Raw genomic sequence first — 25081 nt, 5'->3', positions numbered from 1 at the left:
AATGAAAATCAGACAGGGTGAAATGCAATGAAGCGCAAAGTCTTGAAAGTCATAGACGGTGAAGCAGTGTTTCCACCTCCAGTCTGGATGATGCGACAAGCAGGCCGCTACCTTCCTGAATATCGTGAAATACGCAAACAGGCTGGAAGCTTTCTCGACCTTTGTTATTCGCCTGATCTTGCTGTTGAAGTGACACTTCAACCAATCCGTCGTTATGGTTTTGATGCAGCCATCCTGTTTTCAGACATTCTTGTGATCCCGCATGCCCTTGGACGTGACCTTCGCTTTGAAGAAGGAAAGGGACCTTTGATGACACCGATTGATGCAGATGAAATTTTCTGGCTTGAAACGGAAGGTGTCTCTAAAAGGCTAGAGCCGGTCTATGAGACGGTTCGTCTGCTACGCAAGCAATTGCCTGAGGAAACAACGCTGTTGGGCTTCTGTGGCGCTCCCTGGACCGTTGCGACCTATATGATCGCTGGTCATGGCACCCCGGATCAGGCTCCGGCCCGTCTGTTTGCCTATCGTTTCCCGGAGGCTTTTGAAAAGCTTTTGAATGATCTGGCAGATGTTTCAGCGGAATATCTTATTCAGCAGCTTGATGCGGGTGCTGATGCTGTGCAAATTTTTGATTCATGGTCGAGTGTTCTTGATGAAGATTGCTTTGAACGCTTCTGCATTCGTCCTGTAGCGCGTATCGTGCAAAAGGTGAGAGCAGTTTACCCGGAAGCGCGCATTATCGGTTTTCCGAAAGGCGCCGGAATGCTTTACGCCGGCTATCGCGAAAAGACCGGTGTTGATGTTCTGGGTCTTGACTGGTCCGTGCCGGTTTCATTTGCTCAGGAATTGCAAAAGGAAGGTGCTATTCAGGGTAATCTTGATCCGTTGCGCGTTGTTGCAGGGGGCAAGGCTTTGGATGAAGGTGTTGATGTGATCCTCGAAAATCTTGGAAATGGTCCGTTGATCTTCAATCTTGGCCATGGAATTACACCGCAGGCACCGATCGAGAATGTGCAGCGAATGATCGACCGGGTTCGTGGAGGCTGAAAATGAAAGCTTCTGACACAACAAATAGCGGCAAGGCCGCGCTGATCCGTATCATTATTGCTCTGGCTGTAGTGATACTTGGCTTATGGGGATTGTTTCACGTGAATCCAGCAGATGCTTATCTTTGGATCAAATCGATCCACGTTATTGCGGTGATCGCCTGGATGGCAGGAATACTCTATTTACCGCGACTTTTTGTTTATCATTGTGCCGCTATACCGGGTTCAGAAACATCTGAAACCTTCAAAATCATGGAACGCAGGTTGCTGCGTTTTATAATTAATCCCGCTATGGTTGTAACATGGATTGCAGGCCTTTGGCTTGCATGGGAGATTTTTGATTTTAAAGGCGGATGGCTGCATGCAAAAATTCTGCTTGTTGTGCTAATGTCCGGCCTTCATGGATATTTATCGAAAGCCACACGACTTTTTGCTCAAGACAAGAATATAAAATCAGCCAAACACTGGCGCATTGTTAATGAAATTCCAACTGTGCTGATGATCCTGATTGTCATTCTGGTCATTGTGAAACCATTTTGATTTTTCAAAGAAGCCCGAAAAAATATCGGGCTTCAACCTTTTTACACTTGAACAAATTCGCATCAATCTTTAACTGATACTTGCTCTTCATGCTGTAAACCGGTATGAGTGAGTCCTCTTCCCACCTTGATAGCAGGCCTTCGATGCCGGTCACGACCCAAGTGACCCTTCTTTCCGGACAACTGCATTTTCCTTTTATATTTCAAAAGAGTTCCTCACCCATGCAGGAAATGAAACTACAAGAACTTAAAAACAAAACTCCGGTCGAGCTGCTGGCATTTGCCGATACGCTTGAAGTTGAAAATGCAAGCGCCATGCGCAAGCAGGAACTGATGTTCGCAATCCTTAAGAGCCTTGCTGCTCAGGATGTCGAAATTATCGGTGAAGGCGTGGTCGAAGTGTTGCAGGACGGATTTGGTTTCCTGCGCTCAGCTGACGCCAATTATCTGCCCGGCCCGGATGATATTTATATTTCACCTTCCCAGCTTCGGCGCTTCTCGCTTAAAACCGGCGATACGGTTGAAGGTCCGATCCGTGGTCCAAAGGAAGGTGAACGTTATTTTGCCCTTCTTAAGGTCAATACGATCAATTTTGAAGACCCGGAAAAAATCCGCCACAAGGTCCATTTTGACAATCTGACACCGCTCTATCCGAATGAGCGTTTCAAAATGGAACTCGAAGTTCCGACCAATAAAGACTTGTCTTCGCGCGTTATTGATCTTGTTGCTCCGCTTGGTAAAGGCCAACGCGGCTTGATCGTTGCTCCACCACGTACCGGTAAGACGGTTCTGTTGCAGAATATCGCGCATTCGATCACTGCAAATCATCCTGAATGCTATCTGATCGTTCTTTTAATAGACGAGCGCCCGGAAGAAGTGACGGATATGCAGCGCTCGGTGAAGGGTGAAGTTGTTTCTTCAACCTTTGATGAGCCAGCAACGCGCCACGTTCAGGTTGCTGAAATGGTTATTGAGAAGGCCAAGCGCCTTGTCGAACATGGCCGTGACGTGGTGATTCTTCTTGATTCTATTACCCGTCTTGGTCGTGCATACAACACCGTTGTTCCGTCATCAGGCAAGGTTCTGACCGGTGGTGTGGATGCAAATGCGTTGCAGCGTCCAAAGCGCTTTTTTGGCGCGGCACGTAACATCGAAGAGGGCGGCTCGCTCACCATTATCGCAACCGCGCTGATCGATACCGGTTCGCGTATGGATGAAGTGATCTTTGAAGAATTCAAGGGGACGGGTAACTCGGAAATCGTTCTTGACCGTAAGGTTGCCGACAAGCGTATCTTCCCGGCCATGGACATTCTCAAATCTGGTACGCGTAAGGAAGATCTGCTTGTTCCACGCGCTGATCTGCAGAAAATATTTGTTCTGCGCCGTATTCTTGCGCCGATGGGAACCACCGATGCAATTGAATTCCTGATCGACAAGTTGAAGCAGACCAAGAGCAATGGCGATTTCTTCGATTCAATGAACACTTAAGTTCTGTTTGAATATCATTTCAAAAACGCCGCGTTGAGAAATCAGCGCGGCGTTTGTATTTGTTAGGCTCAGGAATGGGCTTTGAGCAGAATTTCAAGGGCAGCCGCTGTCTCCACTGGTGCGAGACAGACTTGCCCCTTACAGAGCCATGATGAAGGTTTATCCGCATTTGCTGTGCCACCTGTGGGAAGCTTTATCGGTGCACCCATTTTATATGCAACAAATTTGTCGAATCGTCTTGGATCTGGATTGCGCCTTGCAACTGTTACAAGGTCGCTATTCTCGGCTGTATCAGCAATTACCAGAGAGAGCGGTTCAGCCGCGAAACGGCTCGCATTGAGAATTCCGATCTGCCCATATTGCTGTATTCGTGCACGGCCTGAAGCATGTTCAACCAGACGTTCATTCTGCTGATACAAATCCATATCACCGGTCGCTAAAAACAGCCGCGTCAATGCTTCGATAATCTGGCTGGTGGCAGAAGGAATGGCTTCGTCATAATCTCCATAGCTGTGTAGAATAACATCTTCTGCCTCTATTGCTGACAAGCGGTAATTGCTCGATGCGTCCTGATGGTTTTGATCAAGTGCATCTTTGAGTGCAATGGCATCGCGGATAAATGCTTTGTCGTTTGTCGCTTCAAAAAGTGAAAGCGCTGCATTGATCATTGCTGCGTAATCAGATGAGAGGGCAGGGTAGAGTAAAACATCATCCATCCGGCAATGTGCAATGCGTCCAGCTTGAAAGGATGACATGATTGAACGATAAGCAGTTATGGCATGTTCAATCCATTCCGTTTTTTGAAAATTGCGACCGGCTTCTACCAATGCCCTTATTGTCAGTGCATTCCAGTCTGTGAGTGCCTTTTCATCGCGACCAGGGCGAATACGGCTATTGCGATAATTAAAAAGTTTTTCTCTGGAAGCTTTTATGTCAGCGGGAAGCTCGGGCTTTTCATTCACCGCATGAAGCCTGTTGAGTATATTGCTGCCTTCAAAATTGCCTTCAGCTTTTACACCATACCAGTTTTTGAATGCGGCAGCCTGGTCACCCAATATTGCATCAATCTTAGCCTCGGTGAAAATATAAAACTTTCCTTCTTCACCTTCGCTGTCTGCATCAAGGCTTGACGCAAAACTTCCGTCAGGAAGCTGCATTTCTCGGATCAACCAGTTAATTGTCTCTTCGATTCGGATACGGAACAATTCATCCTGCGTTTGCGCATAGGCATAAGTCGCGTGCCTGATCAGCTGAGCATTGTCGTAGAGCATTTTCTCAAAATGCGGCACCAGCCAGTCAGCATCGACACTATAGCGACAAAGCCCACCGCCCAGATGATCGTAAATGCCGCCTTGCAGCATCGTTTTGAGAGATAGCAGGAATATATCGCGATGATTGCTATTGCCGCTATAGAGCCACGACAGCCACAAAGCATCCATGAAGGGAGCATTGGGGAATTTCGGCGCATTATTAATGCCACCGCGAACAGGATCAAACATCGCATTGATGCGATCGGCTATAGTGTCAAAATGTGCGATTTCATTTGGACTGGCTTCACTTTGCGCAGCAAGACGGGTTTCTAGGTGGCTGAAAACAACCTCTGCATTATGGTTAATTTTTTCTTTATTGGTCTGCCAGAGATTGTTAATTGCATGGAGCACATCAATACATCCGGGTAGATTATGACGTGCTTTGGGTGGAAAATAAGTTCCGCCCCAGAATGGTTTACCGTCAGGACGCAAAAACATGGTAAGCGGCCAACCGCCTTGCTGTCCCATTGCACCAAGGGCTGCCATATAAATCTGATCAATATCCGGTCGTTCTTCGCGATCAACCTTCACATTGATAAACAGCTCATTCATAACGGCGGCGACGGCTGGATCTTCAAAAGACTCATGAGCCATGACATGACACCAGTGGCAGGCGGCATAACCTATAGATAAAAGTATCGGACGATTAAGTTTCTGTGCTGCGTCCAGTGCTTCTTTTCCCCATTGTTGCCAATGAACCGGATTATCGGCATGCTGACGCAGATAAGCACTGGGCGCATTGCGAAGCCTGTTGCTGCTGATATCGGTCATAAGGCTTATCTTTCCTGTCCTGGAGCTTTTCCGGATTAAGTTTAATCTCATCAAATGCTCTATCTAATTGTATTTACGCACATCTTGTTCCGAAGTTGGCTTCCCAGTTTTCGGGTTGTGCTCTAAATGAATATGCGTGTGATTAATAATATAGAACGGAAAATCAAATGAGCGAGCGGCAACATCTTATCGATACGATTTTCGCTTTATCGAGTGGGCGTCTTCCATCCGGTGTTGCTGTGGTGCGCATATCTGGCCCGCAAGTTCGATTCGTTATCGAAACAATTCTTGGTGTGATGATAGAGCCGAGATATGCCGCTTATAAAACCTTTTATGGACGTAGCGGTGAGGCAATTGATAAAGGTCTTGCATTGTTTTTTCCGGGACCTAACAGTTTTACCGGTGAAGATTGTGCAGAATTTCATCTCCATGGCGGTATTGCTGTTGTAGAAAAGCTGCTCGAGGAACTGGCTGGTTTTCCAGATTGTCGTATCGCAGAAGCGGGCGAATTTACCCGTCGCGCTTTTACCAATGGTAAAATGGATTTGACCATTGCCGAAGGCCTGGCTGATCTGATTGCAGCGGAAACTGAAGGTCAACGTCGTCTCGCTTTGCAGGTCGCTTCCGGTGCGCAGCGTCAATTATATACAGATTGGCGTCAGAACCTTCTCCAAGCCCGTGCTCTTATTGAAGCGGAACTTGATTTTGCTGATGAGAGTGATGTGCCCGGCTCTGTCTCTGGACTGGTTTGGGAAAAACTTAAAATCCTGCGCAGTGAAATAATTCAACATATTGAAGGCGGCAAGCGTGCCGCAATGTTGCGTGACGGTTTGCATGTTGTGATAGCCGGGGCGCCTAATGCTGGTAAATCAAGTCTATTGAATTTTCTGGCAGGGCGTGAGATTGCAATTATATCTGAAGAGGCTGGCACGACGCGCGATCTTCTGGAAGTTAAACTGAATCTCGCTGGTATTCCGGTTTATATTACGGATACTGCAGGATTGCGCGAGACGACAAGCCAGGTTGAGCGTATCGGAATTGAACGTGCTCGCGAGCGGGCAGCTGAAGCTGATCTTGTTCTTCTTCTTGAAGATATGCAAAATCCAGTATCAGTATCGCTTGAGAAGGGTGATGCAGATATCTGGATAGTTGGAACCAAAGCTGATCTTGTTGCCCATGATCGTGGTCATTGGCAGTATGGTATTTCAACAAAAAGCACAGATGGGCTTGATCTATTAATTGACGCTTTGAAACAATTTGCAGAAGAGCGTATTGGCCAGATTAATGATGCGGTACCGACGCGGCAGAGACATATCAATCTTTTGCAATCAACGATTTCAGAAATTGATATAGCCGTTGAGCGTGCAGACTTGCCCTTGGAACTGCGTGCCGAGAATATGCGCAGGGCTTCACATTATCTTGGACGCATTACAGGAGATGTTGATGTTGAAGAGATTCTGGGTGTTATTTTCTCGCAATTCTGTATCGGAAAATGAGTGATTCACGTGAAACAGCCACTGGATCGGCAATGACTGTGAGAAATGTTTCACGTGAAACATCTGTGGAATCTTTGATGGCTTGTTGACTCCAATATCAATCCGTGAGTCGGATTCTTTCAAAAATTATCAAAGAGTTGATCATGACATGAGGGGTTTTCCCTTTCGTTATAAGCATAAACATGTCAAAGAGATTTCTTTCTAAATTGGATTCGGATGTATCAGGATGAACATCAAAAGTTCTGCCGAAGCGACTGCTTTCGACGTCATTGTTATCGGTGGTGGACATGCGGGCTGTGAGGCGGCGGCAGCTTCTGCACGTGCTGGTGCACGTACAGCACTTGTGACGCACCATTTTGATACAATAGGCGTTATGTCTTGTAATCCTGCGATCGGCGGTCTCGGCAAGGGGCAGCTTGTCCGTGAGATAGATGCTCTTGACGGCTTGATGGGTCGTGTTGCGGATAAAGCCGGTATCCAGTTTCGGCTTCTCAATCGCCGCAAAGGTCCGGCTGTGCGTGGTCCGCGTACACAGGCTGACCGAAAGCTTTACAGACTTGCGATGCAGGAACTTATTTCGGCGCAAGAAAATCTGACAGTTGTTGAAGCCGGTGTATCGAATATCCACGTTGTTGATGGCACCATTGCTGGTGTGGTTCTTACAGATGGCCGTGAGATTTCCTGTGCTGCGGTTGTTTTGACCACGGGTACATTTCTGAATGGTCTTATCCATATTGGTGAAAAGAAAATCCCGGCTGGTCGTATGGGTGAGAATCCAGCGCTTGGGTTGTCAGATACTTTGCGGGGACTGGGTTTTGCTGTAGGGCGCCTAAAGACCGGCACGCCACCGCGTTTGGATGGACGGACTATTGACTGGCAAAGTCTTGATATGCAGTCAGCAGATAATGACCCTGTTCCATTCTCGCTGATGACTGACAAGATTACAACGCCGCAGATTGACTGCGGTATTACACGCACAACGCCTGAGACACATGCGATTATCCGGGCCAATCTGCATCGTTCGGCAATGTATTCCGGCTCAATCGAGGGTATTGGACCACGCTATTGCCCGTCAGTAGAAGATAAGATTGTCAAGTTTGGCGATAGAGACGGACATCAGATATTCCTCGAACCGGAAGGTCTGGATGATCATATTGTTTATCCCAATGGTATTTCGACTTCTTTGCCTGAAGAGGTTCAGCTTGAATATATCAAGACCATTCCGGGTCTTGAAAAAACGATTATGTTGCAGCCAGGCTACGCAATTGAATATGATTTTATCGATCCGAGAGAGCTGAAACGCAGTTTGGAAACCCGCCGTGTGGCAGGTTTGTTTCTCGCAGGCCAGATCAATGGAACGACCGGCTATGAAGAAGCTGGTGCGCAGGGTTTGCTTGCAGGGCTGAATGCTGCCAGACGGGCAGCGGGCAGCGAAGCAGTCATTATACAACGGACCGAAGCCTATATAGGCGTTATGATTGATGATCTGATATCGCGTGGTGTCAGTGAACCGTATCGGATGTTCACGTCACGGGCTGAGTTTCGTCTGTCGCTGCGAGCAGATAATGCTGATCAGCGTCTGACACCGCTTGCTGATCAGCTTGGGATTCTTGGTTCTGAACGTCGCGAGAAATTTTCTGCACGGCAAGATGCATTATTGGCTGCTCAGGATATCACAAAGCAATTGACGATAACGCCAAATCAGGCAGCTCGTTATAATCTTCATCTTAATCAGGATGGGGTGAGGCGGTCAGCTTATGATCTTCTTTCTTATCCGGATATTGATTTGCAGAAGTTGCAGACTATTTGGCCAGAGCTGAATGAGATTGATAGGTTCACATGTGAATCGCTGGAAATTGAAGCGCAATATTCAGTTTATATGGATCGCCAGCAAACTGACATTGCAGTGATGGAGCGGGAAGAGCGCCTGCTTATTCCTGAAACTCTGGATTTTGATGTAATTTCCGGCCTTTCGAATGAGCTTAAGTTTAAGCTCAAGCAACGCAGGCCTACGACTATGGCCGAGGCGCAGCGTCTGGAAGGCATCACACCTGCGGCGCTTGCCTTGTTGATCACGCATATCAAGAAACAGGGCGCAGCTGAGCATGTCGCTTTAGAATTGAGCGATGTGAAAGGCGTAGCATGATTGTGGATAGCCGATATTTGAACTTGAAAAAGATTGTTCCGGTTGTTTCACGTGAAACAACTGAGCGTTTGATCGCTTTCGAGGAATTGTTTCGCAAGTGGTCAAAAGCGATCAATCTGGCATCTCCCTCTACGCTTGCGGATTTGTGGAACCGCCATATTCTCGATAGTGCACAAATATATCCATTGGCCCCTGATGCAAAACGCTGGCTCGATCTTGGGTCCGGCGGTGGTTTTCCCGGGATTGTGACGGCTTGTTTTTTGAAAGATAAGCCGGGTGCTTCTATTGATCTTGTTGAGAGCGCTGGCAAAAAGGCTGCATTTTTGCGCACTGCTTCCGGGCATCTGGGCGTGCCAGCCCGTATTCACGGCGCAAGAATTGAAGCTATGTGGGAAAAAATAGAGGCGCCAGACGTAATTACAGCCCGTGCGCTTGCGTCTCTGAGTGTTCTTTTTGAACTTGCTGAACCATGGTTGAGCAATGGTTCAAAGGCGCTTTTTCAAAAAGGTCGGGATTATCAGAGGGAAATCGATGAAAGCCGTGTCGGTTGGAGTTATGATCTGATACAACATGAAAGTGCTATCGATACCAGTTCGGTGATACTTGAGGTTAGCAATCTAAAACGTATCTCTGATTAAATCAGTATTGATATGGCGGAAACCAGTAGGGCGACGGTAATGAACAAGAGATCCCGGATCATAACCATTGCAAATCAAAAGGGCGGTGTTGGCAAAACCACGACTGCCATTAATCTTGCAACAGCTCTGGCCGCGATTGGTGAAACGGTGCTGATTGTTGATCTTGATCCGCAGGGAAATGCAAGTACAGGGCTTGGTATTGATCGACTTAATCGGCCATTGTCGTCTTATGATGTGCTGACGCAAAATGCTTCTGCAAATGATGCTGCGATGCAAAGCGATGTCCCAAATCTTTATATTGTGCCATCGACACTTGATCTTCTTGGGATTGAGATGGAAATAGCTCAGGCACCAGATCGTACTCGTCGCCTGCGCGATGCATTACGCTTTGATTCTGCTGTCGCCAGTAAATTTTCATATATTCTTGTCGATTGTCCGCCATCTCTCAACTTGCTGACACTTAATGCAATGGCTGCGGCTGATTCCGTTATGGTGCCTTTACAATGCGAATTTTTTGCACTGGAAGGACTTAGCCAGCTTTTGCAGACCGTTGATCAGGTGCGCTCAAGCCTGAATTCCGAGCTGACAATTCAGGGTATTGTACTGACAATGTTCGATAGCCGTAACAATCTTGCCTCGCAGGTTGTTGATGATGTTCGTGCATTTATGGGTGAAAAAGTCTATCGTACAGTCATTCCGCGTAATGTACGCGTATCGGAAGCGCCATCTCATGGTAAGCCAGCAATTCTCTATGATTTGAAATGCGCAGGCAGCCAGGCTTATTTGCAGCTTGCCTCCGAGGTAATTCAGCGTGAGCGGCAGCTTAAAGCTGCATAGTAGCCAGTATCATTGATATGATGCTTACAATTGATTCGACACCGTAACAATTTCAGGAACTGCCGACGATGAACGATGATCCTTCAAAAAAGCGCCTTGGCCGCGGCTTGGCCGCACTGATTGGTGAAATCGACCGCCCGGCGGAAGAGCGTAAAATTCCTGTTTCCAGCGAACGGAATGTTCCCATTGAATTCGTAACCCGAAATCCGCGTAACCCGCGGCGGATGTTTTCAGAGGTGGAGCTGGAAGATCTGGCTCAGTCGATCAAGGAGCATGGCGTCGTTCAGCCTATCGTGGTTCGTCCAGCGCCGGGAGAGGTGGATCGTTATGAACTGATTGCCGGTGAGCGTCGCTGGCGTGCATCACAACGTGCAGGGGTTGATACAATTCCGGTCATCATCCGCGATGTGGATGATCGTGTAGCGCTTGAAATTGCAATTGTTGAAAACGTACAGCGTGCGGATCTCAACGCAGTCGAAGAAGCGATGGGATATCAACAGCTTATTGATAATCATGATTATACACAGAATGATCTTGCCCAAGTTATTGGCAAGAGCCGCAGCCATGTCGCCAATACGCTGCGTCTTCTCAAATTGCCGCAACGTGTGCAGGATTTTATCTCGGATGGTGCTTTGTCTGCCGGTCATGCCCGCAGTCTGATTACTATGGATGATCCGACCGCATTAGCGGAACGCATTGTCAAGGAAGGTCTGTCTGTGCGGCAGGTTGAAGCCTTGTCGCAAGCACGCAATGGCGTAGAATCCAAGCCGAACAAAACTGCACCGGCTGAAAAAGATGCTGACACCAAAGCCCTTGAAAAGTTGCTGTCTGATGTCACTGGTATGAAAGTTGAGATCAATCACCGTGAACGTGGCGGAGAAGTGAAAGTCCGTTATAGTTCACTTGAACAGCTGGATGAAATTTGCCGTCGCTTGCAGAGTTAAAGCTTTGTCTTATTTTGATATCAGGGCCAGTATTGTGAATTATTATGGCCCTGATATTGATTGCCTCGTTGCTGATTGAATAATTATTTATTTTTTTCAAGTAGAAGCTGGACAAGCTGCTGGTTGACCTCACCGGTTGGCTCCTGTCCATTGGCCTTTTGAATTTCCGAAATGGCATTGCGGGTTTTGTTACCCATGATGCCGTCGGCTGTTCCGACATCATAGCCATTCTTTTGTAGAATGAGCTGGATATTGCGAACTGCCTTTTTCATATCAATCGGTGCATGGGCAACCGGTTTGGAATCCGACCAGTTTTCAGGAATTTCGAGCGAATTGGCTTCCTGATTGAGTGGCTTGGCTTTCCAGAGTTCAACTATGTTCTTTGCGCGTTCGAGTTGGTGAGGTTTCATGGCTGCACCAATCTGATCGCGTTTTTCAGCGGCATCCTTGTCGCCAGCCTGGGCTGCAAGTGCAAACCATTTATAGCTTTCTTCAAGATTGACCGGCATTCCCAGTCCCTGAGCGGCAAGAATACCAAGATTATATTGACTATCCTTGACGCCAAGTTCTGCCGCTTCAGTAAACCAGCGAACAGCGGACGCATTGTCTGCTGAGCCATTGGCACCGGAAGCAAATAACACAGCGAGATTGTGCATGGCGCTGGCATTGCCCTTTTGTGCGGATTGTTGATACCAGTCGATAGCCTTGCTGATATTCCGGGGCATACCAAGCCCCTTTTCATTGAAGTTTCCAAGCCGATAAAGCGCCGGAGCAAAACCGCGTGCGGCTGATTTTGCATACCATTTTGCTGCTTCTGCCAGATCTTCTTTAACGCCACGGCCTTCCATATAGAGATTGCCGATTTCAAACAGCGCATGCGCATCGCCATTGGCTGCCGCTTCACGCAGAGCTGAAGTTCCCACATCAGCCGGAACATCAAGAACAGAAGTATCCGGCTCATGAACGGATGGCGTATCCGAAAGGTTCAGTTGCTGCTGTTCTGGAATAGCCAGATTGCTTTCCTGTTCATGTTTGACAATCGTGGTCTGAGGCAAAACGGCCTCTGGTACCGGCTGCTCGACAGGGGCAGTGAGGCTTGTTTGAGCAGGGGTGACAGAAGCTGTTGTGTTCTTATCAATCTCGGGTGTGAGGGTTTGCGTGATGATATCTGAGCGTTCATTCTGCTTTATGAAAGCCGTTCCAACCTGCAAGCCTGCAATTGCCAGCACGACTGCGCCAATGGCCATAAGGATAGGCTTACGCTGACGGTTGAAAATATCCGTGATGGAGCTTTTCTTTTTCTCTGTTTCTTTTTCAGACGCCTGATCAATCCTGGCAGCTTCTTCGGAAGCTTGCTGCGCGGCCCGTCGTGCAACACTGATCAGATCGGCTTTTGCATGAGTGTCGTGTTTCACGCTGTCGGTCAGCTTGCGTTCTTCACGGACCCGTTTCATGATCGTGTTGAGATCAAGAACAGTGTCACTGTCTGGCTGTGCTGAATCCACAGAGGTGTTGAGTTCTGGTTCCTTACGGTTTTTTGGTGTCAGTTTACCCAGCTTTTCATCCGAAGCTGGCATCCTGTTATGCTGTGTTGTCGCCTTATCTGCAATTGAAGATGCGGGGAATGTGGCTGCGTGTGGTGCTGTTGAATATGGATTAGCAACAGGTTTTGCTTTGAATGTTTCTTGCGCGGCACGCGGCAGGGCATCAATATGCTGTTCAAGATTGGCCAGCCGATCAACGATCTTGACCAATGTGCTGTGCACGGTATCAAATGTCTTGCCATTCCGCTCTTCAGCATTGCGAGCGATGGCTTCCAGCGATTTCATATCGTTGGCAAGTTGCAATGCAATTGTGGTGTCGTGCTTTGATCCATGTTCGAGGACATGGGCCACAGCAGTTTCTGCCGCTTTGCGTGCTGCATCCAGTAGCGTTTCACGATTATCTGATATGGAGCGTTCTATTGCATCAAGGCGAGGCTTTATTTCTGCAAATTCAGACGATGGCTTGCCCAGCTGATGAGCGAGATTTGCAATCTGGCCTTCAAGGTTACGAATAGCCTCATTTTCAGCAAGCGCTATTTCTGCTGATTGTGGTGTCTGTAAAAGATTGAGCGAAATTTGCTGCGAAATGTCATCAAGACGGCCTTCAAGTGTATGAAGCATGCCGCCTTGCGCATAATGGCTTGCATATTGGGCGTCCAGACGCGCGGTCAAGTCCTTAAAGCGGTTGTCCATTTTTTCGAGCAGGGCGGGATGAGGCTCCTGTGCAGAGTTTTCCGCTGCTGCAAGTTTCTGAGCAATTGCTTCAAGGCGTGCATCAACACTTTGATAATCAGCATTGCTAAGATTTTCCATAACCTTAGCAAGCTGATGCGCAAGAAGATTGATCTGCTGCGCCAGTTGGTCGATTGCCTGTTCCGGCAGATGCGCATTTTCATTGAGTGAATCAATACGCTGTGAGAGTTCGCCAAGACGGCGAAAAAGCATATCCGCATTCTGCTCGGCGACAGAATTGTCCAGCTGCTGTGTCAGCTCAGTTAACCGGCGCTCAATACGTTCCAGTCTCAAAACATCTTCATGATCTGTGTTCTGGTAGCGCGTTGCGGCAATAGTTGCATGGCTGATTTCGTCCAGACGTGAATTGATCTGGCGAAGGCTGTCTGTCTCGGCCGGCTGTGTTGCGGGCTTGGCAAAACGGTGTGCCCGGTCTGGTTCCGGGCAGGCGTAAAGGTCGGGTTTCACCGCTTCATAATGGTCCGGCTCAGACGTGAATTTTCCCATCTGACTCAGACGTTTTTCCAGCTCGGTCAGTGTATTGTGCAATTCATTCATTGCGTTTGATTTTGGCGAGACATGACGCTCACGCAGGGCGTTTAGTTCTTCGATAATAGAACGAGAACCGGATTCCTGATGATTATTTGCCATGTGAAATTCACTTTTCCAAAAACAGAAACAGCCGAAAGTCGAATTCACGAACGGATCGACGCAATGATTTGCTGAAATCACTTTCCTACAAACGTGGTAAATAATTCGTTAAGGACTGATGGAAATGGAGTGATTACGGCCTCTGAAAAAGAGGCCGTATATGGTTTTAAGCATCTGAAAAAAAGATATTATTTTACTTCCACAACCGGATTTTCGGCTGAAACCAGAAGTTTGTCGATACGGCGTCCATCAAGATCAACAACTTCAAAAATCCAGCCGTTCCTGGTGAAAGTTTCACCGACTTCCGGCAAATGTTTGAATTCTTCCAGCGCAAGACCTGCAACAGTATTGTATTCAGGGTCATCATCGACTTCAAAGTGCAGAAACTCCGAAAACTCGTCGATTGGCATCCAGCCGGATACAAGATAGGAGCCGTCAGCGCGGCGCACGATAGGTTTTTCCTCGAAATGGTCTTCCTGCATGGCGCCTATAATGGCTTCCATTACATCGCCAGCTGTGATGACGCCTTCGAAATGGCCGTATTCATCATAGACAAGAACCATATGGATTGGTGTTCCGCGAATGGCCTCAACAACGTCAAGCGCATCGGAGAAGTCGGATACGACCGGGACCTCTTTAATTATGTCACGGATATTTACTTCATTTTTCAAAGACAATTGATTGAAAAAATCGCGTATTTGCAAAACCCCGATAATTTCATCTGAATCCTCTCCGCGCACTGGAAGGCGGGATCGGCTACTGGATTGTAATTGCTCACGGATTTCGTCGAAACTATCATTGATATGAATCATTTCCACATCCATGCGCGGGGTCATCAATCCGCGTGCATTGCGGTCGGCCAGCCGCATCACGCCAGCAATCATGCGTGATTCTTCCGTTTCGATCACGCCTGCGCTGTGGGCTTCTGCAAGGACCGATTTGATTTCTTCATCCGTTACTCCGTCACCTGATTTTCCTGACTGACCGAGCATTTTCAATACCAGACGGCCAGAAGTATCGAGCAACCAGACAAGGGGGGCTGCCAATTTTGAAAGCAGTTTCATTGTTGGCGCAACGCGGCTTGCTACGATTTCCGGTGCACGCAATGCAATCTGTTTGGGTACGAGTTCACCGACAATCAGCGAGAGATAGGTGATCAGAACCACGACAGAGCCAACACCGAGCGCATCGGCGATGGAAGGGGATATGCCCTGACCAAGAAGCCACCCGGTCAGACGTGCACCCAGTGTTGCACCGGAGAAAGCGCCGGAAAGGATGCCGACCAGGGTGATACCGATTTGCACAGTGGAGAGAAACCGGCCCGGGTTTTCAGCAAGCTCGATTGCTATGAGTGCGCCCCGGCTGCCTTTATCAGCCAGAACGCGCAAACGAGCAGGACGCGAGGAAACAACTGCGAGTTCCGACATTGCAAGAACGCCATTAAGAATCGTCAGCAGAACCACCGTAACTATTTCAAATAACAAAATTGTCCTCTGGATAAGATGATCGAACTGATATGATAGAAACTAAAGCGATATCTTTCCAGAGGACATGGAACACAAACAGAAAATAAGCAAATCGATTGCATAAAGGACTGGTCATTTGAGGTGCTATTTCCAGCAAATGCCGGTGCTAGGGTCAGGACCCATTAATTTGATGAGAATGGCATCTGAAATGACCAGATTTGCCCGAACATTCAAAGAGAGAGACGTGAGGACCGGGGTAGTTCCCCCGGTTGAGCGGCTCGACGCAGCAGATCGTCACGTCATTTCGATGTCCGAAGGATGTGGTTCATCCGCCCGGCCTACTTCGTCGAAAAGTCTTGAAAATGAACCACATTTTCTTCGTCTTTTCTTATCAAATCCGAGCGGATGGCCTCACACCATTCCCGTTAAATTAATGGGTCCTGACCCTAAATAATCACCCTGATTTTACTTTTGGATATATGTCCAGTCCTTATGCGTCTATGCGCCAAGATAGCGTTCCGCCAGACGCGCCCACATTGCAGCTCCGGTTGTCAGGCTGTTGTCATTAAAATCATATTTTGAACTGTGGAGGATGCTGGAATCTATCCCGTTACCAAGCCGCAAGAAGCTTCCGGGCCGGTGTTCCAGAAAATAGGCAAAATCCTCGCTGCCAGGAAGCAAAGGACAAGTCGAAACATTTTCGCTGCCTATCAGCTCTTCTGCGACCTGATGGGCAAAAGCAGTTTCTTTTTCCGAATTCACCACAACCGGATAGCCATGTTCATAATCAATCTCGACAGATGCGCCATGGCCTTCTGCAACGCTTGTCGCAAGTTTACGGATACGTTGTTCAAGAAAAGCACGAATAGCCGGGTTAAAAGAGCGAACACTCATTGCGATTTTCGCTGTATTTGGAATGACATTCGAAGCTTCACCGGCATGAATCGTGCTGACGGTAACAACTGCTGTTTGCGTAGGATCGATATTGCGCGAGACAACGGATTGCAATGTGACGACGAGATTGCAGGCAACGAGAACCGGATCAATGGTCAGATGAGGGCGCGATGCATGTCCTCCCTTGCCAATGACAGTGATTTCTACAGTGTCGCCTGCTGCCATGATCGGGCCTGATCGGGTCAGGAGTGCACCCGCAGGCATGCCCGGATGATTGTGCAGGCCGAAGATTGCATCGATTGGGAAACGCTCGAACAGCCCGTCGGCAATCATCCGCTGGGCACCGCTGTTTTGTCCTGCTTCTTCTGCAGGCTGGAAAATCAGTGTCAGGGTGCCGTCGAAATTTCTGGTACGCGCAAGATATTGGGCCGCCCCCAGTAGCATTGTCGTGTGGCCGTCATGTCCACATGCATGCATTTTCCCTGATACTGTGCTGGCATATGGTGCGCCCGTTTCCTCCAAAATAGGCAAGGCGTCCATGTCGGCACGGATACCGATGCTTTTTGTACCAGTGCCATTTTTCAGCGTTGCAACGACGCCATGACCACCAACATTACGGGTAACGGTGTAGCCCCAGCTTTCAAGTTTTTCAGCGACATAACGGGCTGTTTCAGCTTCTTCAAAGGAAAGTTCCGGATGCGCGTGCAAATGCTGCCGTATCGCCTTGAGTTCCGCTTCCATTGGTTCGAAATCAGCAATTCGAGCGTAAAGATTGTCTTGTGCGAGCATGATAAATCCAGTCTTCGGAAAAATTTGCGCATTAGAGCGCGTTGCGATCTGATTGGATCAGCCAGAACGCTCTCTATGAGAAAGGCCCCGTTCCTGAGAGCGGGGCCGAACGTAAAATCAGAGGAAGCGCGACAAGAATGCCTGTGTGCGCGGATGTTTGGGGTTGTCGATCACATCTTCCGGCTTGCCCTGTTCAACGACAATGCCACCATCCATGAAGACAACCCGATCCGCTGCCTCACGGGCAAAGCCGATTTCGTGGGTGACGACGATCATGGTCAGGCCGTGACTTGCCAGATCGCGCATGGTTGAAAGAACTTCTCCGACAAGTTCCGGGTCCAGTGCCGAAGTCGGTTCATCAAACAGCATCAGTTTCGGCTTGATCGCCAATGCGCGGACAATTGCAACGCGCTGTTGCTGCCCACCGGAAAGCTGGCGCGGATAGTTTGCTTCCTTATCCGACAAGCCGACACGCTTGAGCAATTGACGGGCATTTGCAATCGCATCCTTGCGGCTTTCACCATGAACACCGACCGGTGCTTCAATGATGTTTTGCAATACAGTCATATGCGGATAGAGATTGAACTGTTGAAAAACCATGCCAATCTTGCGGCGCTGTTTGGCTATGGCATTGGCGGACAGTTTTTCCAGCCGGTCATGCCTGACCCGATAACCGATCTGTTCGCCATCAACCTCAATGAAGCCTTTCTGGATGGTTTCAAGGTGGTTGATACAACGCAGAAAAGTCGATTTACCCGAGCCAGACGGCCCGAGAATGACAACAACTTCACCCGGCATGACATCGAGGTCTATACCTTTGAGCACTTCGAGGTCTTCAAAGGATTTATGTACATTACGCGCCTGTACGAGGGGCTTTGCATTCATAACGGGGGTCAATGGCTTGCCTCCTGTGTGGATGCATCGGCTTTCAGCGCTGTTGAATTGCGGCGATCACTGCGGCCATAATAGGCTTCAATATAGTTCTGGCCAATATTGAGGATCGAAGTGATGAGCAGATACCAGATAACTGCGACCATCAGCATCGGGATGATTTCAAAAGTGCGATTATAGATCGACTGCACAGAATAGAGCAGATCGGCCATGGCAATGACACTGACAAGTGATGTTGCCTTGATCATGCTGATAAGCTGGTTGCCGGTGGGTGGCACGATTGAACGCATGGCCTGCGGGATGATAATCCGCCACAAGGCGCGTGCTTTTGTCATGCCAAAGGCTTCAGCCGTTTCGGCCTGTCCGCGGTCAACCGAGAGCAGTCCGCCGCGGATGATTTCCGCCATATAGGCCGCTTCATTGAGCGCAAGACCGACAATTGCAGCAGTCATCGGCGTAATCAATGAATTGGTATCCCAGCTCGCCAATGCAGGGCCGAAGGGAATTGCAATCGAAATTTCTGGAAACAGCGTTGACATATTATACCAGAAAATCAGCTGCACCAGCAATGGTGTGCCGCGAAAAAACCAGATGAACAGCGAGGCGAAGCCGCTCGCCAGCCGATCATTGGACATGCGCATGATGGCAATCAGCAAACCGAGCGCAACACCAAGCACCATAGCGATGACTGTCAGTCCAAGGCTGATATAAAGGCCGCTTAAAACAGTTGGATCAAAGAAATATTGTGCAACAATGGGCCAGCCGAAATTTTCGTTTTTGGCAACGATCCAGCCAAAATCAATGACGATGATCGCTACGATCAGCCAGAGGGCAAGGCGGCCATACCGAAAAGGTGTATGGGCTGTTACAACATCGCGAAAATCTGCAGCACCCGAAGATGCTGCCTGTATATTGTTATCCACGCTCATTTGGGAAGCTGTCCACCAAGGTTGATACCGGGTTCCTTGATCATGTTATTTTCAAGGCCCCATTTTTTCATGATCGTTGCATAGGCGCCATTATTCATCAGAACCTTGATGGCATCGAGCAGCAATGGACCGAGGGGTGAACCTTTCGGCACGACAGCACCCTGATAGATGTCTCCAAATCCGTTATGCTGTCCAACACCTGCAAGTTCCAGCTGGCCATTTGCCTGAGAAACAAAATAGGTCAAAGGAGCCTGTGAAGAGAAAAAAGCATCGGCGCGTTTGGAGCGGACTGCAAGGATAGAAGCAGGCTGATCGGTATAGGACTGGACTTCAACCGGCTTTTTGCCTTCAGCTACGCATTTTTCCGATTGAACCTTGATTACGCGCTCGGCAGAACCGCCTGCCATAACTGAAATCCGCTGACCGCAGGCTGTGTCAAGTGACGTGATGCCTTTCGGGTTTCCCTTCAGCGTGGCAAAAACGACATATTCCTGTACCCAGTCGACGAAATCATTAGCAGCTTCACGTTCCTTGTAATCACCTACCGGACCAAAAGCGAGCTGATAACGGTTGGAGTTGACGCCAGCCAGAAGTGCAGGCAAGCCGCCTACGGTGGCATGTTCGATCTTTATGCCGAGGATTTGACCGAGCGCATCAGTCAGATCGGCACTGGCGCCTGTCATCTGGGTTCCGGTTACGATTTCATAGGGTGGAAACGAACCGTTATTGACGGATGTCATCTTGCCAGCAGCCTTGATGTCGGCGGGCAGACGCTCATGCAATTCCTTGTTCACTTCCAGCTTGATGGCTGTTTCCTGCGCTTTGGCGATACCAGTGAGAGCCACACCAGCTAAAGCGAGAGCAATGAGTTTTATACGCAACATGTTCATTTTCCTTGTGTTAACAAGCCAAGTTTCTGCAATGTTACCAATGCCTGAATGGTGTCAGATCCGATTTCCATCTGTATCGTATGAAAACAGTTCTTCAGGCGACATATGATTTTTCATAATGCCTTGCGCGTGGAGTTCTGCGGCAAAATCGTTGATCATCTTGTGGTTGACGGCAAAACCATTGGCATCCCATCCGCCAGGCAGATCGCGCGAGGTTTTGAGCACTTCATCAAACATCCATGGTGTGGTTTCAGCATATTTGCGGCGTTTTTCCGTCCACATTTGCTGTGATGCATCGATCATTCTGCTCACTTCAGCGATTATCCATGGATCTTTTTCCACGACCTCAGCTTTAAAGCCGATCAGATGCATGCCCGGTACATAACCGACATCATCGAAATAGCGGCGCTCTTCATCGCGGAAATTGGTCAGAACCTGACGGAATGGCGAACCTGGTTCGAAATAGCCGTTAGGCATAAATGGCGTGAAGATCGCATCCAGGAAGCCTTCTCGCAGCAGATCCACCATCGGGCGTTCTTCGGGGCAGGCTTCGATCAAGCCGGGCTGACCAAAGCCGTCAAGGCGATCCGTAACCGGGTGGGCTTCTGTCAGGCGGCCAGCATACCACATTGCATCTTTTACTTCGACGCCCTCACGGCGCAAGGCAGCGCGGGTCCATGTATTGCCTGAGTCGCGCCAGCCGGTAACGCCGATGCGCTTGCCGGCAAGCTGGCCGAGAGACGTGATAGGGCTATCACCCATGGTTATGATGCAGCGATGACGAAAACCGCGCATGATAAAATTGGGAATAGCCACGATGCTGTCATCGCCATCATGGCGCAATTGCGTGTAGCGGCTGAATGAAATTTCCGCCGCCTCATGGTCCTTATCCTTGCCCAGATGCGAAACCAGTGTGCCAACCCGGTCGATCTGAAGATCAAGCTTGCTCGAAGAAATATCGCCAAGAACCAGTGGCGTCATATAATCCCAGTCACGCAGGGCAATTCGTAGACGCAGTTTCATTTAAGTTACCGTCTCAAAAAAATGTCAATAAGCCAGATTAAAATGTTCACTCTATAATGATCAAATGTTATTACGTTATTGAACATTAAATATGGTCCGAAAATGAACAACATTTATGATTCAAACTGGTTTGCTGAAAAGATAAACAACCGTACAATTCGCGGAATTGCATTAGAAACCAGTGCCTTGATCCGGGCTGGCGTGATTCCGGTGGGTGCAAAGCTGCCTCCGATCCGTGATCTTGCTTTTTCACTCGGTGTCAGTCCGGCAACTCTTTCGGAAGCATGGAGCGAGCTTCGCAAGCAGAAAATTATCACTGGCAGGGGGCGAAACGGCACATGGGTAAGCGGGGACCGGTTTGTCGCCAAGCCTGAGCGCTTTGCAAGTTCGGGGCGATATGCTGCCGGCGCATTGGATCTGACCATGGCAGTTCCTGATCAAGCGATCTTGCCGCCTTTAGAAAAAGCGCTAGCTTATGCTGCTTCGGCAGAAGAACTCAATAGCTATCATCGCAGCCGTATTCTGCCTGAGCTGGAAGCTGAAATGCGCAAAACATGGCCTTATGATGCAGAAGCTTTTCTGGCAATGAATGGTGGCTATAATGCCATCTATACTGCGATTCATGCATTGGCAATTTCCGGCGCTCCGGTTGCGATTGAAGAGCCGACCGCAATGCGTCTTCTTGATATTCTTGAGCATCAGGGCACCCCCATCATTCCAGTCAAATGCGACGAGCACGGTCCAATTCCTTCATCGCTCAGGGAGGCAATGCGTTATAAGCCTTTTGCATTTTTGTTTCAGCCACGTCTTCATTCTGTGACAGGCCGTACGGTAACGCCGGATCGTTTTATGGAACTTGCCAATGTTCTGCGTGACAGTGACGTCTTGATTATTGAGGATGATGGTGTCGGAGATATTGCAAGCTCGCCACGTCACTCGCTGGGCAATGAATTCCCGGATCGGGTGATTCATGTTCTTTCTTTTTCAAAAACACTGGGCCCGGATTTGCGTCTGGCTGTTCTTTCAGGCAGCAAGACGATCGTCGAGCAGATACAGTCTTATCGCAGTTTTAGTGCAGCATGGACCAGCCGTATCCTGCAAGCGGCGGGAGCGTGGCTTTTACGACAGCCTGAAACGGCACAATCCCTCGCATCAGCCCGCTCAATCTATAAACAACGACGCGACAGGCTGGTAGATGCATTGCAATTACGGGGGGTTCATATTCAGGAGGGTGAGGGATTATCCTTATGGGTGCCGGTTATTTCTGAGTCATTTGCAATGGTTACGCTTGCGGCACGAAACATTGCGGTCAATTCCGGAAGCAAGTTTCATATAGGTCCAAGCAATCACATTCGCGTGGCAACAGCAACGCTGGATGAGCGTTATGAAGACGTTGCCGATGCGATAGCTCTTGCGCATGTGACATAGCTCCAGCCCTGAGGATATGGTCCGACTGCATATTGAAAGCATTGTGCGGCCTGTATAAAGGGTGCGTCGGACAAATGGTCTGGAACCTCTGAAGTTCAGGCAGATCTGGCGAGATAACGGGCCGTGAGTGCTTTCATACCCTTTGCGATCAGCAAGCCAATGATCAGAGCCGCGACGAAGACAAGAGCCTTTGGGTGCAAGGTGCCAAGAGCGGGCAGAGCACCACCGGGACAGAAACCTGCAATTCCCCAGCCGATACCAAAAAGGGTTGATCCGGCAATAAGTTTTGCATCGATCAGTTTTGTATCCGGTAATTGGAACTTTGTCTCAAACAGGGGTGCCTTGCGTGCCAGAACCAGATGATAACCCGGAATAGCGATTAAAATTGCACCCCCCATGACAAAGGCCAGGCTTGGATCCCAGTTTCCGGTGATATCGAAGAAATTGAGAACCTTTGCCGGATTCATCATTCCTGAGATAGCGATGCCAATACCGAAAATCAGGCCGATGAGAAGGGCGGAAAAAAGGCGCATATCACTTTCCAATCAGGTGGCGGTTAATATAGACGGTGATAAAGGCTGCCAACATGAAACAGAGCGTTGCGATGATTGAGCGGCGTGAGAAGCGGGCATTGCCGCAGACCCCGTGACCAGAAGTGCAGCCGCCACCATAGCTGACGCCGATTCCTGCCAATAAAGCACCACTGATTATTGCGAAGATCGATACTGGTATCTCTATTGCAGGCTTATTCCCGGTTATCAGAAATATCAGTCCGGGCGCGAGCACCATTCCTGGAAGAAGTGCTGCGCGTAGTGACCAGTCGGGCGTTCTGCTTGTGCGCAGCAGGCCGGAAAGAATGCCGGTTACGCCCAAAATTCGACCATGGAGCGCCATTAGCAAAACGGCAGCCAATTCGATCAGCATGCCTCCGGTGAAGGAAGTCAGGGGGGTAAAGCTGGTCATTTTCTTTTTAGCGGACAAGTGGAGAAGCCGAACAGCCGATAAGCCGGGCAGACGGCAAAGAGGGATGTCAGGACCAGAACGGCTGCTATGATCCACAGGATGTAGCCCAATAAGGCTCCATCGCCACCATAAAACCAGGCGATCACTGCGACGGCAATACCGGCAATCAGTCGCAATATACGTTCGGTCTGTCCAATATTCTTGATCATCAGGGCACCTCAGTCATCTGTTTATGCGGTTGTTGATGCCATAGCCTGATCATTCATGTCTGTGACTTAGTTACAGTTCCTGTTCTTGTTTGAGTTTTTCAAACGGGCGCCGATCGATCATCCTGATCACTCCCCGGGCCTGTTCGAGCCAGCCCCGGCGTTGAAATTCGGACAAAGTCCGGCTTATTACTTCGCGTGCTGAACCAAGTTCTGTCGCGAGTTGCTGGTGTGTCGCGTGGACAGTATCGCCTTCAGCCATGGCCAGAAGGCGCGTGGCCAGCCGCAGATCGATGCGTTGAAAGGCGAGGTCGTCAATGACCAACAGGAGATCGGTTACCCGTCGTGACCAGGCTCTCATGACAAATTCACGAAAGTCGCTTGATAGCGCCATCATATTGTCGAAAGTGGTGCGGGGGATACCTATGGCCTCGATATCCGTTTCCGCGATGCCCTCAGCCGCCAGATCGTCATAGGCCAGCATACAGGCTGAGGTCAGCACGCAGCTTTCGCCAGCACCGATGCGATACAGGACGACTTCGCGACCATTGCTGGAAATCTGTGTGACCTTTACTTTGCCCGAAATCAGCATAAGCAGATATTCTGCCGGCTGGCCTGCGCCGAACAGTCGGGTGCCATGGGGGAAGTTCAACTTTTTGCTATTGCATAGAAGTGCGTTGCGCATAGCGGCAGGTAGTTTGTCTAATTCTTTGAAATGTTCAGTCCAGTCGTTCATTTGCGCTCCTGCCATGATGAATTTTATCTACCGCAGATGCGCTCAGATGCCATCATAATGATGGGAACTTCAAATCCACCACATTAACAGGCCAATCGTGCACGTGATCTGGAATATTTTGCATCAAGACCCATAGGGCCAGTTAGCCTGAGAAAATACCCCTCCATCAACCCAAAGCGTCTGGCCGGAAATAAAACCTGCAGCGTCAGAAGCCAGAAACAGTACCGGGCCAGAAATATCCTCAACGCGACCAACACGGCGCAAAGGGGTTATCCGGCTCCAGGTTGCTGCGTAGTCTGGCTGTTCTTCCATAGTGCGCTCATTGAGGATGGCTCCCGGCGCCACACAATTGACTCTGATGCTGTTTGGCCCAAGTTCAACGGCTGAAACTTTGGTGAATTGCTCGATGCCACCTTTGGATGCGGTATAGGAAACGAGATTTGGGAAAGCGAGCTTGTTGCAGCCAGATCCAATATTGATGATCGAACCACCTTTACCCACTTCGATCATCCGTCGTGCAGCAGCCTGGGTGTTGAGAAAGCAGCCTTTCAGATTGGTGTGAATAACATCATCCCAATCATCTTCCGAAAGCTCAAGCAAGGATCCCCAGGTCTGAATGCCTGCATTGTTGACGAGCACATCCGGCGCATAGAGGTGGTTCGGTTTGTCTGAACAGTTTCGGGCGTTTCGTTAAGTGGATTTCCGCCGCGATTATGCCGCCACC

The 25081-nt window shown here is 49.1% G+C and carries 21 protein-coding genes and 1 pseudogene; 9 read left to right on the top strand and 13 right to left on the bottom strand.

Annotated features, from left to right (window positions below; all coding sequences use genetic code 11):
* The first annotated feature begins 27 nt into the window (after positions 1–27).
* The 3 genes from hemE to rho all read left to right on the top strand — a co-directional run bounded on the left by hemE (position 28) and on the right by rho (position 3073).
* On the top strand, positions 28–1047 hold the full coding sequence (hemE, locus tag FHY56_RS15510; RefSeq protein WP_140906064.1) for a uroporphyrinogen decarboxylase: 1020 nt from the start codon (positions 28–30) through the stop codon (positions 1045–1047).
* 2 nt (positions 1048–1049) lie between these two features.
* Positions 1050–1586: a protoporphyrinogen oxidase HemJ gene (gene hemJ / locus FHY56_RS15505; RefSeq protein WP_140906063.1), complete on the top strand. Its 537-nt coding sequence runs from the start codon at positions 1050–1052 to the stop codon at positions 1584–1586.
* 221 nt (positions 1587–1807) lie between these two features.
* Positions 1808–3073, top strand: a complete 1266-nt coding sequence (gene rho, locus FHY56_RS15500) for a transcription termination factor Rho (protein ID WP_140906062.1) — start codon at positions 1808–1810, stop codon at positions 3071–3073.
* Between the two features lie 68 nt (positions 3074–3141).
* Here rho and FHY56_RS15495 read toward each other — a convergent pair whose 3' ends face one another.
* Positions 3142–5154, bottom strand: a complete 2013-nt coding sequence (locus tag FHY56_RS15495) for a thioredoxin domain-containing protein (RefSeq protein WP_140906061.1) — start codon at positions 5152–5154, stop codon at positions 3142–3144.
* A 167-nt stretch (positions 5155–5321) separates the two neighbouring features.
* On the opposite strand from FHY56_RS15495, the gene mnmE reads away from it, so the two are divergent.
* The 5 genes from mnmE (at position 5322) to FHY56_RS15470 (ending at position 11215) form a co-directional block, all read left to right on the top strand.
* Entirely contained in the window at positions 5322–6650 is a 1329-nt protein-coding gene (gene mnmE / locus FHY56_RS15490) for a tRNA uridine-5-carboxymethylaminomethyl(34) synthesis GTPase MnmE (protein ID WP_140906060.1), read from the top strand.
* 226 nt (positions 6651–6876) lie between these two features.
* Positions 6877–8796 (top strand): tRNA uridine-5-carboxymethylaminomethyl(34) synthesis enzyme MnmG, encoded by a 1920-nt coding sequence (gene mnmG / locus FHY56_RS15485; RefSeq protein ID WP_140906059.1) that lies wholly within the window; start codon positions 6877–6879, stop codon positions 8794–8796.
* Complete coding sequence (gene rsmG, locus FHY56_RS15480; RefSeq protein WP_140906058.1) at positions 8793–9434, top strand: 16S rRNA (guanine(527)-N(7))-methyltransferase RsmG; 642 nt, start codon at positions 8793–8795, stop codon at positions 9432–9434. Before mnmG ends, rsmG begins: the two co-directional genes overlap by 4 nt.
* A gap of 39 nt (positions 9435–9473) precedes the next feature.
* Positions 9474–10271 (top strand): ParA family protein, encoded by a 798-nt coding sequence (locus FHY56_RS15475; protein ID WP_140906057.1) that lies wholly within the window; start codon positions 9474–9476, stop codon positions 10269–10271.
* A gap of 68 nt (positions 10272–10339) precedes the next feature.
* The gene (locus FHY56_RS15470; protein WP_140906056.1) at positions 10340–11215 is read left to right on the top strand and encodes a ParB/RepB/Spo0J family partition protein; all 876 of its coding nucleotides are present in this window, start codon (positions 10340–10342) and stop codon (positions 11213–11215) included.
* 83 nt (positions 11216–11298) lie between these two features.
* On the opposite strand, the gene FHY56_RS15465 is transcribed toward FHY56_RS15470, so the two are convergent.
* The 7 genes from FHY56_RS15465 to FHY56_RS15435 form a co-directional block, all read right to left on the bottom strand.
* A complete protein-coding gene (locus tag FHY56_RS15465) occupies positions 11299–14142 on the bottom strand; it encodes an SEL1-like repeat protein (protein WP_140906055.1) in 2844 nt (947 codons plus the stop codon).
* Between the two features lie 188 nt (positions 14143–14330).
* On the bottom strand, positions 14331–15626 hold the full coding sequence (locus FHY56_RS15460) for a hemolysin family protein (RefSeq protein WP_140906054.1): 1296 nt from the start codon (positions 15624–15626) through the stop codon (positions 14331–14333).
* 480 nt (positions 15627–16106) lie between these two features.
* Complete coding sequence (locus FHY56_RS15455) at positions 16107–17291, bottom strand: M20 aminoacylase family protein (protein WP_140906053.1); 1185 nt, start codon at positions 17289–17291, stop codon at positions 16107–16109.
* Between the two features lie 117 nt (positions 17292–17408).
* On the bottom strand, positions 17409–18176 hold the full coding sequence (locus FHY56_RS15450) for an amino acid ABC transporter ATP-binding protein (protein ID WP_140906112.1): 768 nt from the start codon (positions 18174–18176) through the stop codon (positions 17409–17411).
* An 8-nt stretch (positions 18177–18184) separates the two neighbouring features.
* Positions 18185–19111, bottom strand: coding sequence for an amino acid ABC transporter permease (locus FHY56_RS15445; protein WP_140906052.1), 927 nt, complete (start codon positions 19109–19111; stop codon positions 18185–18187).
* A complete protein-coding gene (locus FHY56_RS15440; protein WP_376890538.1) occupies positions 19108–20001 on the bottom strand; it encodes an ABC transporter substrate-binding protein in 894 nt (297 codons plus the stop codon). Before FHY56_RS15440 ends, FHY56_RS15445 begins: the two co-directional genes overlap by 4 nt.
* A 54-nt stretch (positions 20002–20055) precedes the next feature.
* Positions 20056–21024 (bottom strand): nitrate ABC transporter substrate-binding protein, encoded by a 969-nt coding sequence (locus FHY56_RS15435; RefSeq protein WP_140906050.1) that lies wholly within the window; start codon positions 21022–21024, stop codon positions 20056–20058.
* Positions 21025–21126: 102 nt separating this feature from the next.
* Here FHY56_RS15435 and FHY56_RS15430 point away from each other — a divergent pair, with 102 nt between their 5' ends.
* The gene (locus tag FHY56_RS15430) at positions 21127–22452 is read left to right on the top strand and encodes an aminotransferase-like domain-containing protein (RefSeq protein ID WP_140906049.1); all 1326 of its coding nucleotides are present in this window, start codon (positions 21127–21129) and stop codon (positions 22450–22452) included.
* Between the two features lie 95 nt (positions 22453–22547).
* Here FHY56_RS15430 and FHY56_RS15425 read toward each other — a convergent pair whose 3' ends face one another.
* From FHY56_RS15425 to FHY56_RS15405, 5 genes and pseudogenes are all read right to left on the bottom strand, one after another.
* A complete protein-coding gene (locus FHY56_RS15425; protein ID WP_140906048.1) occupies positions 22548–22985 on the bottom strand; it encodes a DUF6691 family protein in 438 nt (145 codons plus the stop codon).
* A 1-nt stretch (position 22986) separates the two neighbouring features.
* Positions 22987–23415, bottom strand: coding sequence for a YeeE/YedE family protein (locus tag FHY56_RS15420; RefSeq protein WP_140906047.1), 429 nt, complete (start codon positions 23413–23415; stop codon positions 22987–22989).
* Complete coding sequence (locus FHY56_RS15415; protein WP_140906046.1) at positions 23412–23624, bottom strand: YgaP family membrane protein; 213 nt, start codon at positions 23622–23624, stop codon at positions 23412–23414. Before FHY56_RS15415 ends, FHY56_RS15420 begins: the two co-directional genes overlap by 4 nt.
* A 70-nt stretch (positions 23625–23694) precedes the next feature.
* Positions 23695–24357 (bottom strand): Crp/Fnr family transcriptional regulator, encoded by a 663-nt coding sequence (locus FHY56_RS15410; protein ID WP_193556797.1) that lies wholly within the window; start codon positions 24355–24357, stop codon positions 23695–23697.
* A 123-nt stretch (positions 24358–24480) separates the two neighbouring features.
* Positions 24481–25005, bottom strand: a pseudogene (locus FHY56_RS15405) (SDR family NAD(P)-dependent oxidoreductase); the annotation flags it as partial.
* Positions 25006–25081: the final 76 nt, after the last annotated feature.

The sequence above is a fragment of the Brucella gallinifaecis genome (genome assembly GCF_006476605.1).
Taxonomy (GTDB): domain Bacteria; phylum Pseudomonadota; class Alphaproteobacteria; order Rhizobiales; family Rhizobiaceae; genus Brucella; species Brucella gallinifaecis.
Note: the sequence above shows the minus strand (reverse complement) of the source record. Positions and strands in the feature narration are given on the sequence as shown.

What these genes read in the sequence shown, in the direction of transcription:
- hemE (WP_140906064.1), top strand. Translation starts at nt 28, where the DNA reads ATGAAGCGCAAAGTCTTGAAAGTCATAGACGGTGAAGCAGTGTTTCCA.
- hemJ (WP_140906063.1), top strand. Translation starts at nt 1,050, where the DNA reads ATGAAAGCTTCTGACACAACAAATAGCGGCAAGGCCGCGCTGATCCGT.
- rho (WP_140906062.1), top strand. Translation starts at nt 1,808, where the DNA reads ATGCAGGAAATGAAACTACAAGAACTTAAAAACAAAACTCCGGTCGAG.
- FHY56_RS15495 (WP_140906061.1), bottom strand. Translation starts at nt 5,154, where the DNA reads ATGACCGATATCAGCAGCAACAGGCTTCGCAATGCGCCCAGTGCTTAT.
- mnmE (WP_140906060.1), top strand. Translation starts at nt 5,322, where the DNA reads ATGAGCGAGCGGCAACATCTTATCGATACGATTTTCGCTTTATCGAGT.
- mnmG (WP_140906059.1), top strand. Translation starts at nt 6,877, where the DNA reads ATGAACATCAAAAGTTCTGCCGAAGCGACTGCTTTCGACGTCATTGTT.
- rsmG (WP_140906058.1), top strand. Translation starts at nt 8,793, where the DNA reads ATGATTGTGGATAGCCGATATTTGAACTTGAAAAAGATTGTTCCGGTT.
- FHY56_RS15475 (WP_140906057.1), top strand. Translation starts at nt 9,474, where the DNA reads ATGAACAAGAGATCCCGGATCATAACCATTGCAAATCAAAAGGGCGGT.
- FHY56_RS15470 (WP_140906056.1), top strand. Translation starts at nt 10,340, where the DNA reads ATGAACGATGATCCTTCAAAAAAGCGCCTTGGCCGCGGCTTGGCCGCA.
- FHY56_RS15465 (WP_140906055.1), bottom strand. Translation starts at nt 14,142, where the DNA reads ATGGCAAATAATCATCAGGAATCCGGTTCTCGTTCTATTATCGAAGAA.
- FHY56_RS15455 (WP_140906053.1), bottom strand. Translation starts at nt 17,291, where the DNA reads ATGCTCGCACAAGACAATCTTTACGCTCGAATTGCTGATTTCGAACCA.
- FHY56_RS15450 (WP_140906112.1), bottom strand. Translation starts at nt 18,176, where the DNA reads ATGAATGCAAAGCCCCTCGTACAGGCGCGTAATGTACATAAATCCTTT.
- FHY56_RS15445 (WP_140906052.1), bottom strand. Translation starts at nt 19,111, where the DNA reads ATGAGCGTGGATAACAATATACAGGCAGCATCTTCGGGTGCTGCAGAT.
- FHY56_RS15440 (WP_376890538.1), bottom strand. Translation starts at nt 20,001, where the DNA reads ATGAACATGTTGCGTATAAAACTCATTGCTCTCGCTTTAGCTGGTGTG.
- FHY56_RS15435 (WP_140906050.1), bottom strand. Translation starts at nt 21,024, where the DNA reads ATGAAACTGCGTCTACGAATTGCCCTGCGTGACTGGGATTATATGACG.
- FHY56_RS15430 (WP_140906049.1), top strand. Translation starts at nt 21,127, where the DNA reads ATGAACAACATTTATGATTCAAACTGGTTTGCTGAAAAGATAAACAAC.
- FHY56_RS15425 (WP_140906048.1), bottom strand. Translation starts at nt 22,985, where the DNA reads ATGCGCCTTTTTTCCGCCCTTCTCATCGGCCTGATTTTCGGTATTGGC.
- FHY56_RS15420 (WP_140906047.1), bottom strand. Translation starts at nt 23,415, where the DNA reads ATGACCAGCTTTACCCCCCTGACTTCCTTCACCGGAGGCATGCTGATC.
- FHY56_RS15415 (WP_140906046.1), bottom strand. Translation starts at nt 23,624, where the DNA reads ATGATCAAGAATATTGGACAGACCGAACGTATATTGCGACTGATTGCC.
- FHY56_RS15410 (WP_193556797.1), bottom strand. Translation starts at nt 24,357, where the DNA reads ATGAACGACTGGACTGAACATTTCAAAGAATTAGACAAACTACCTGCC.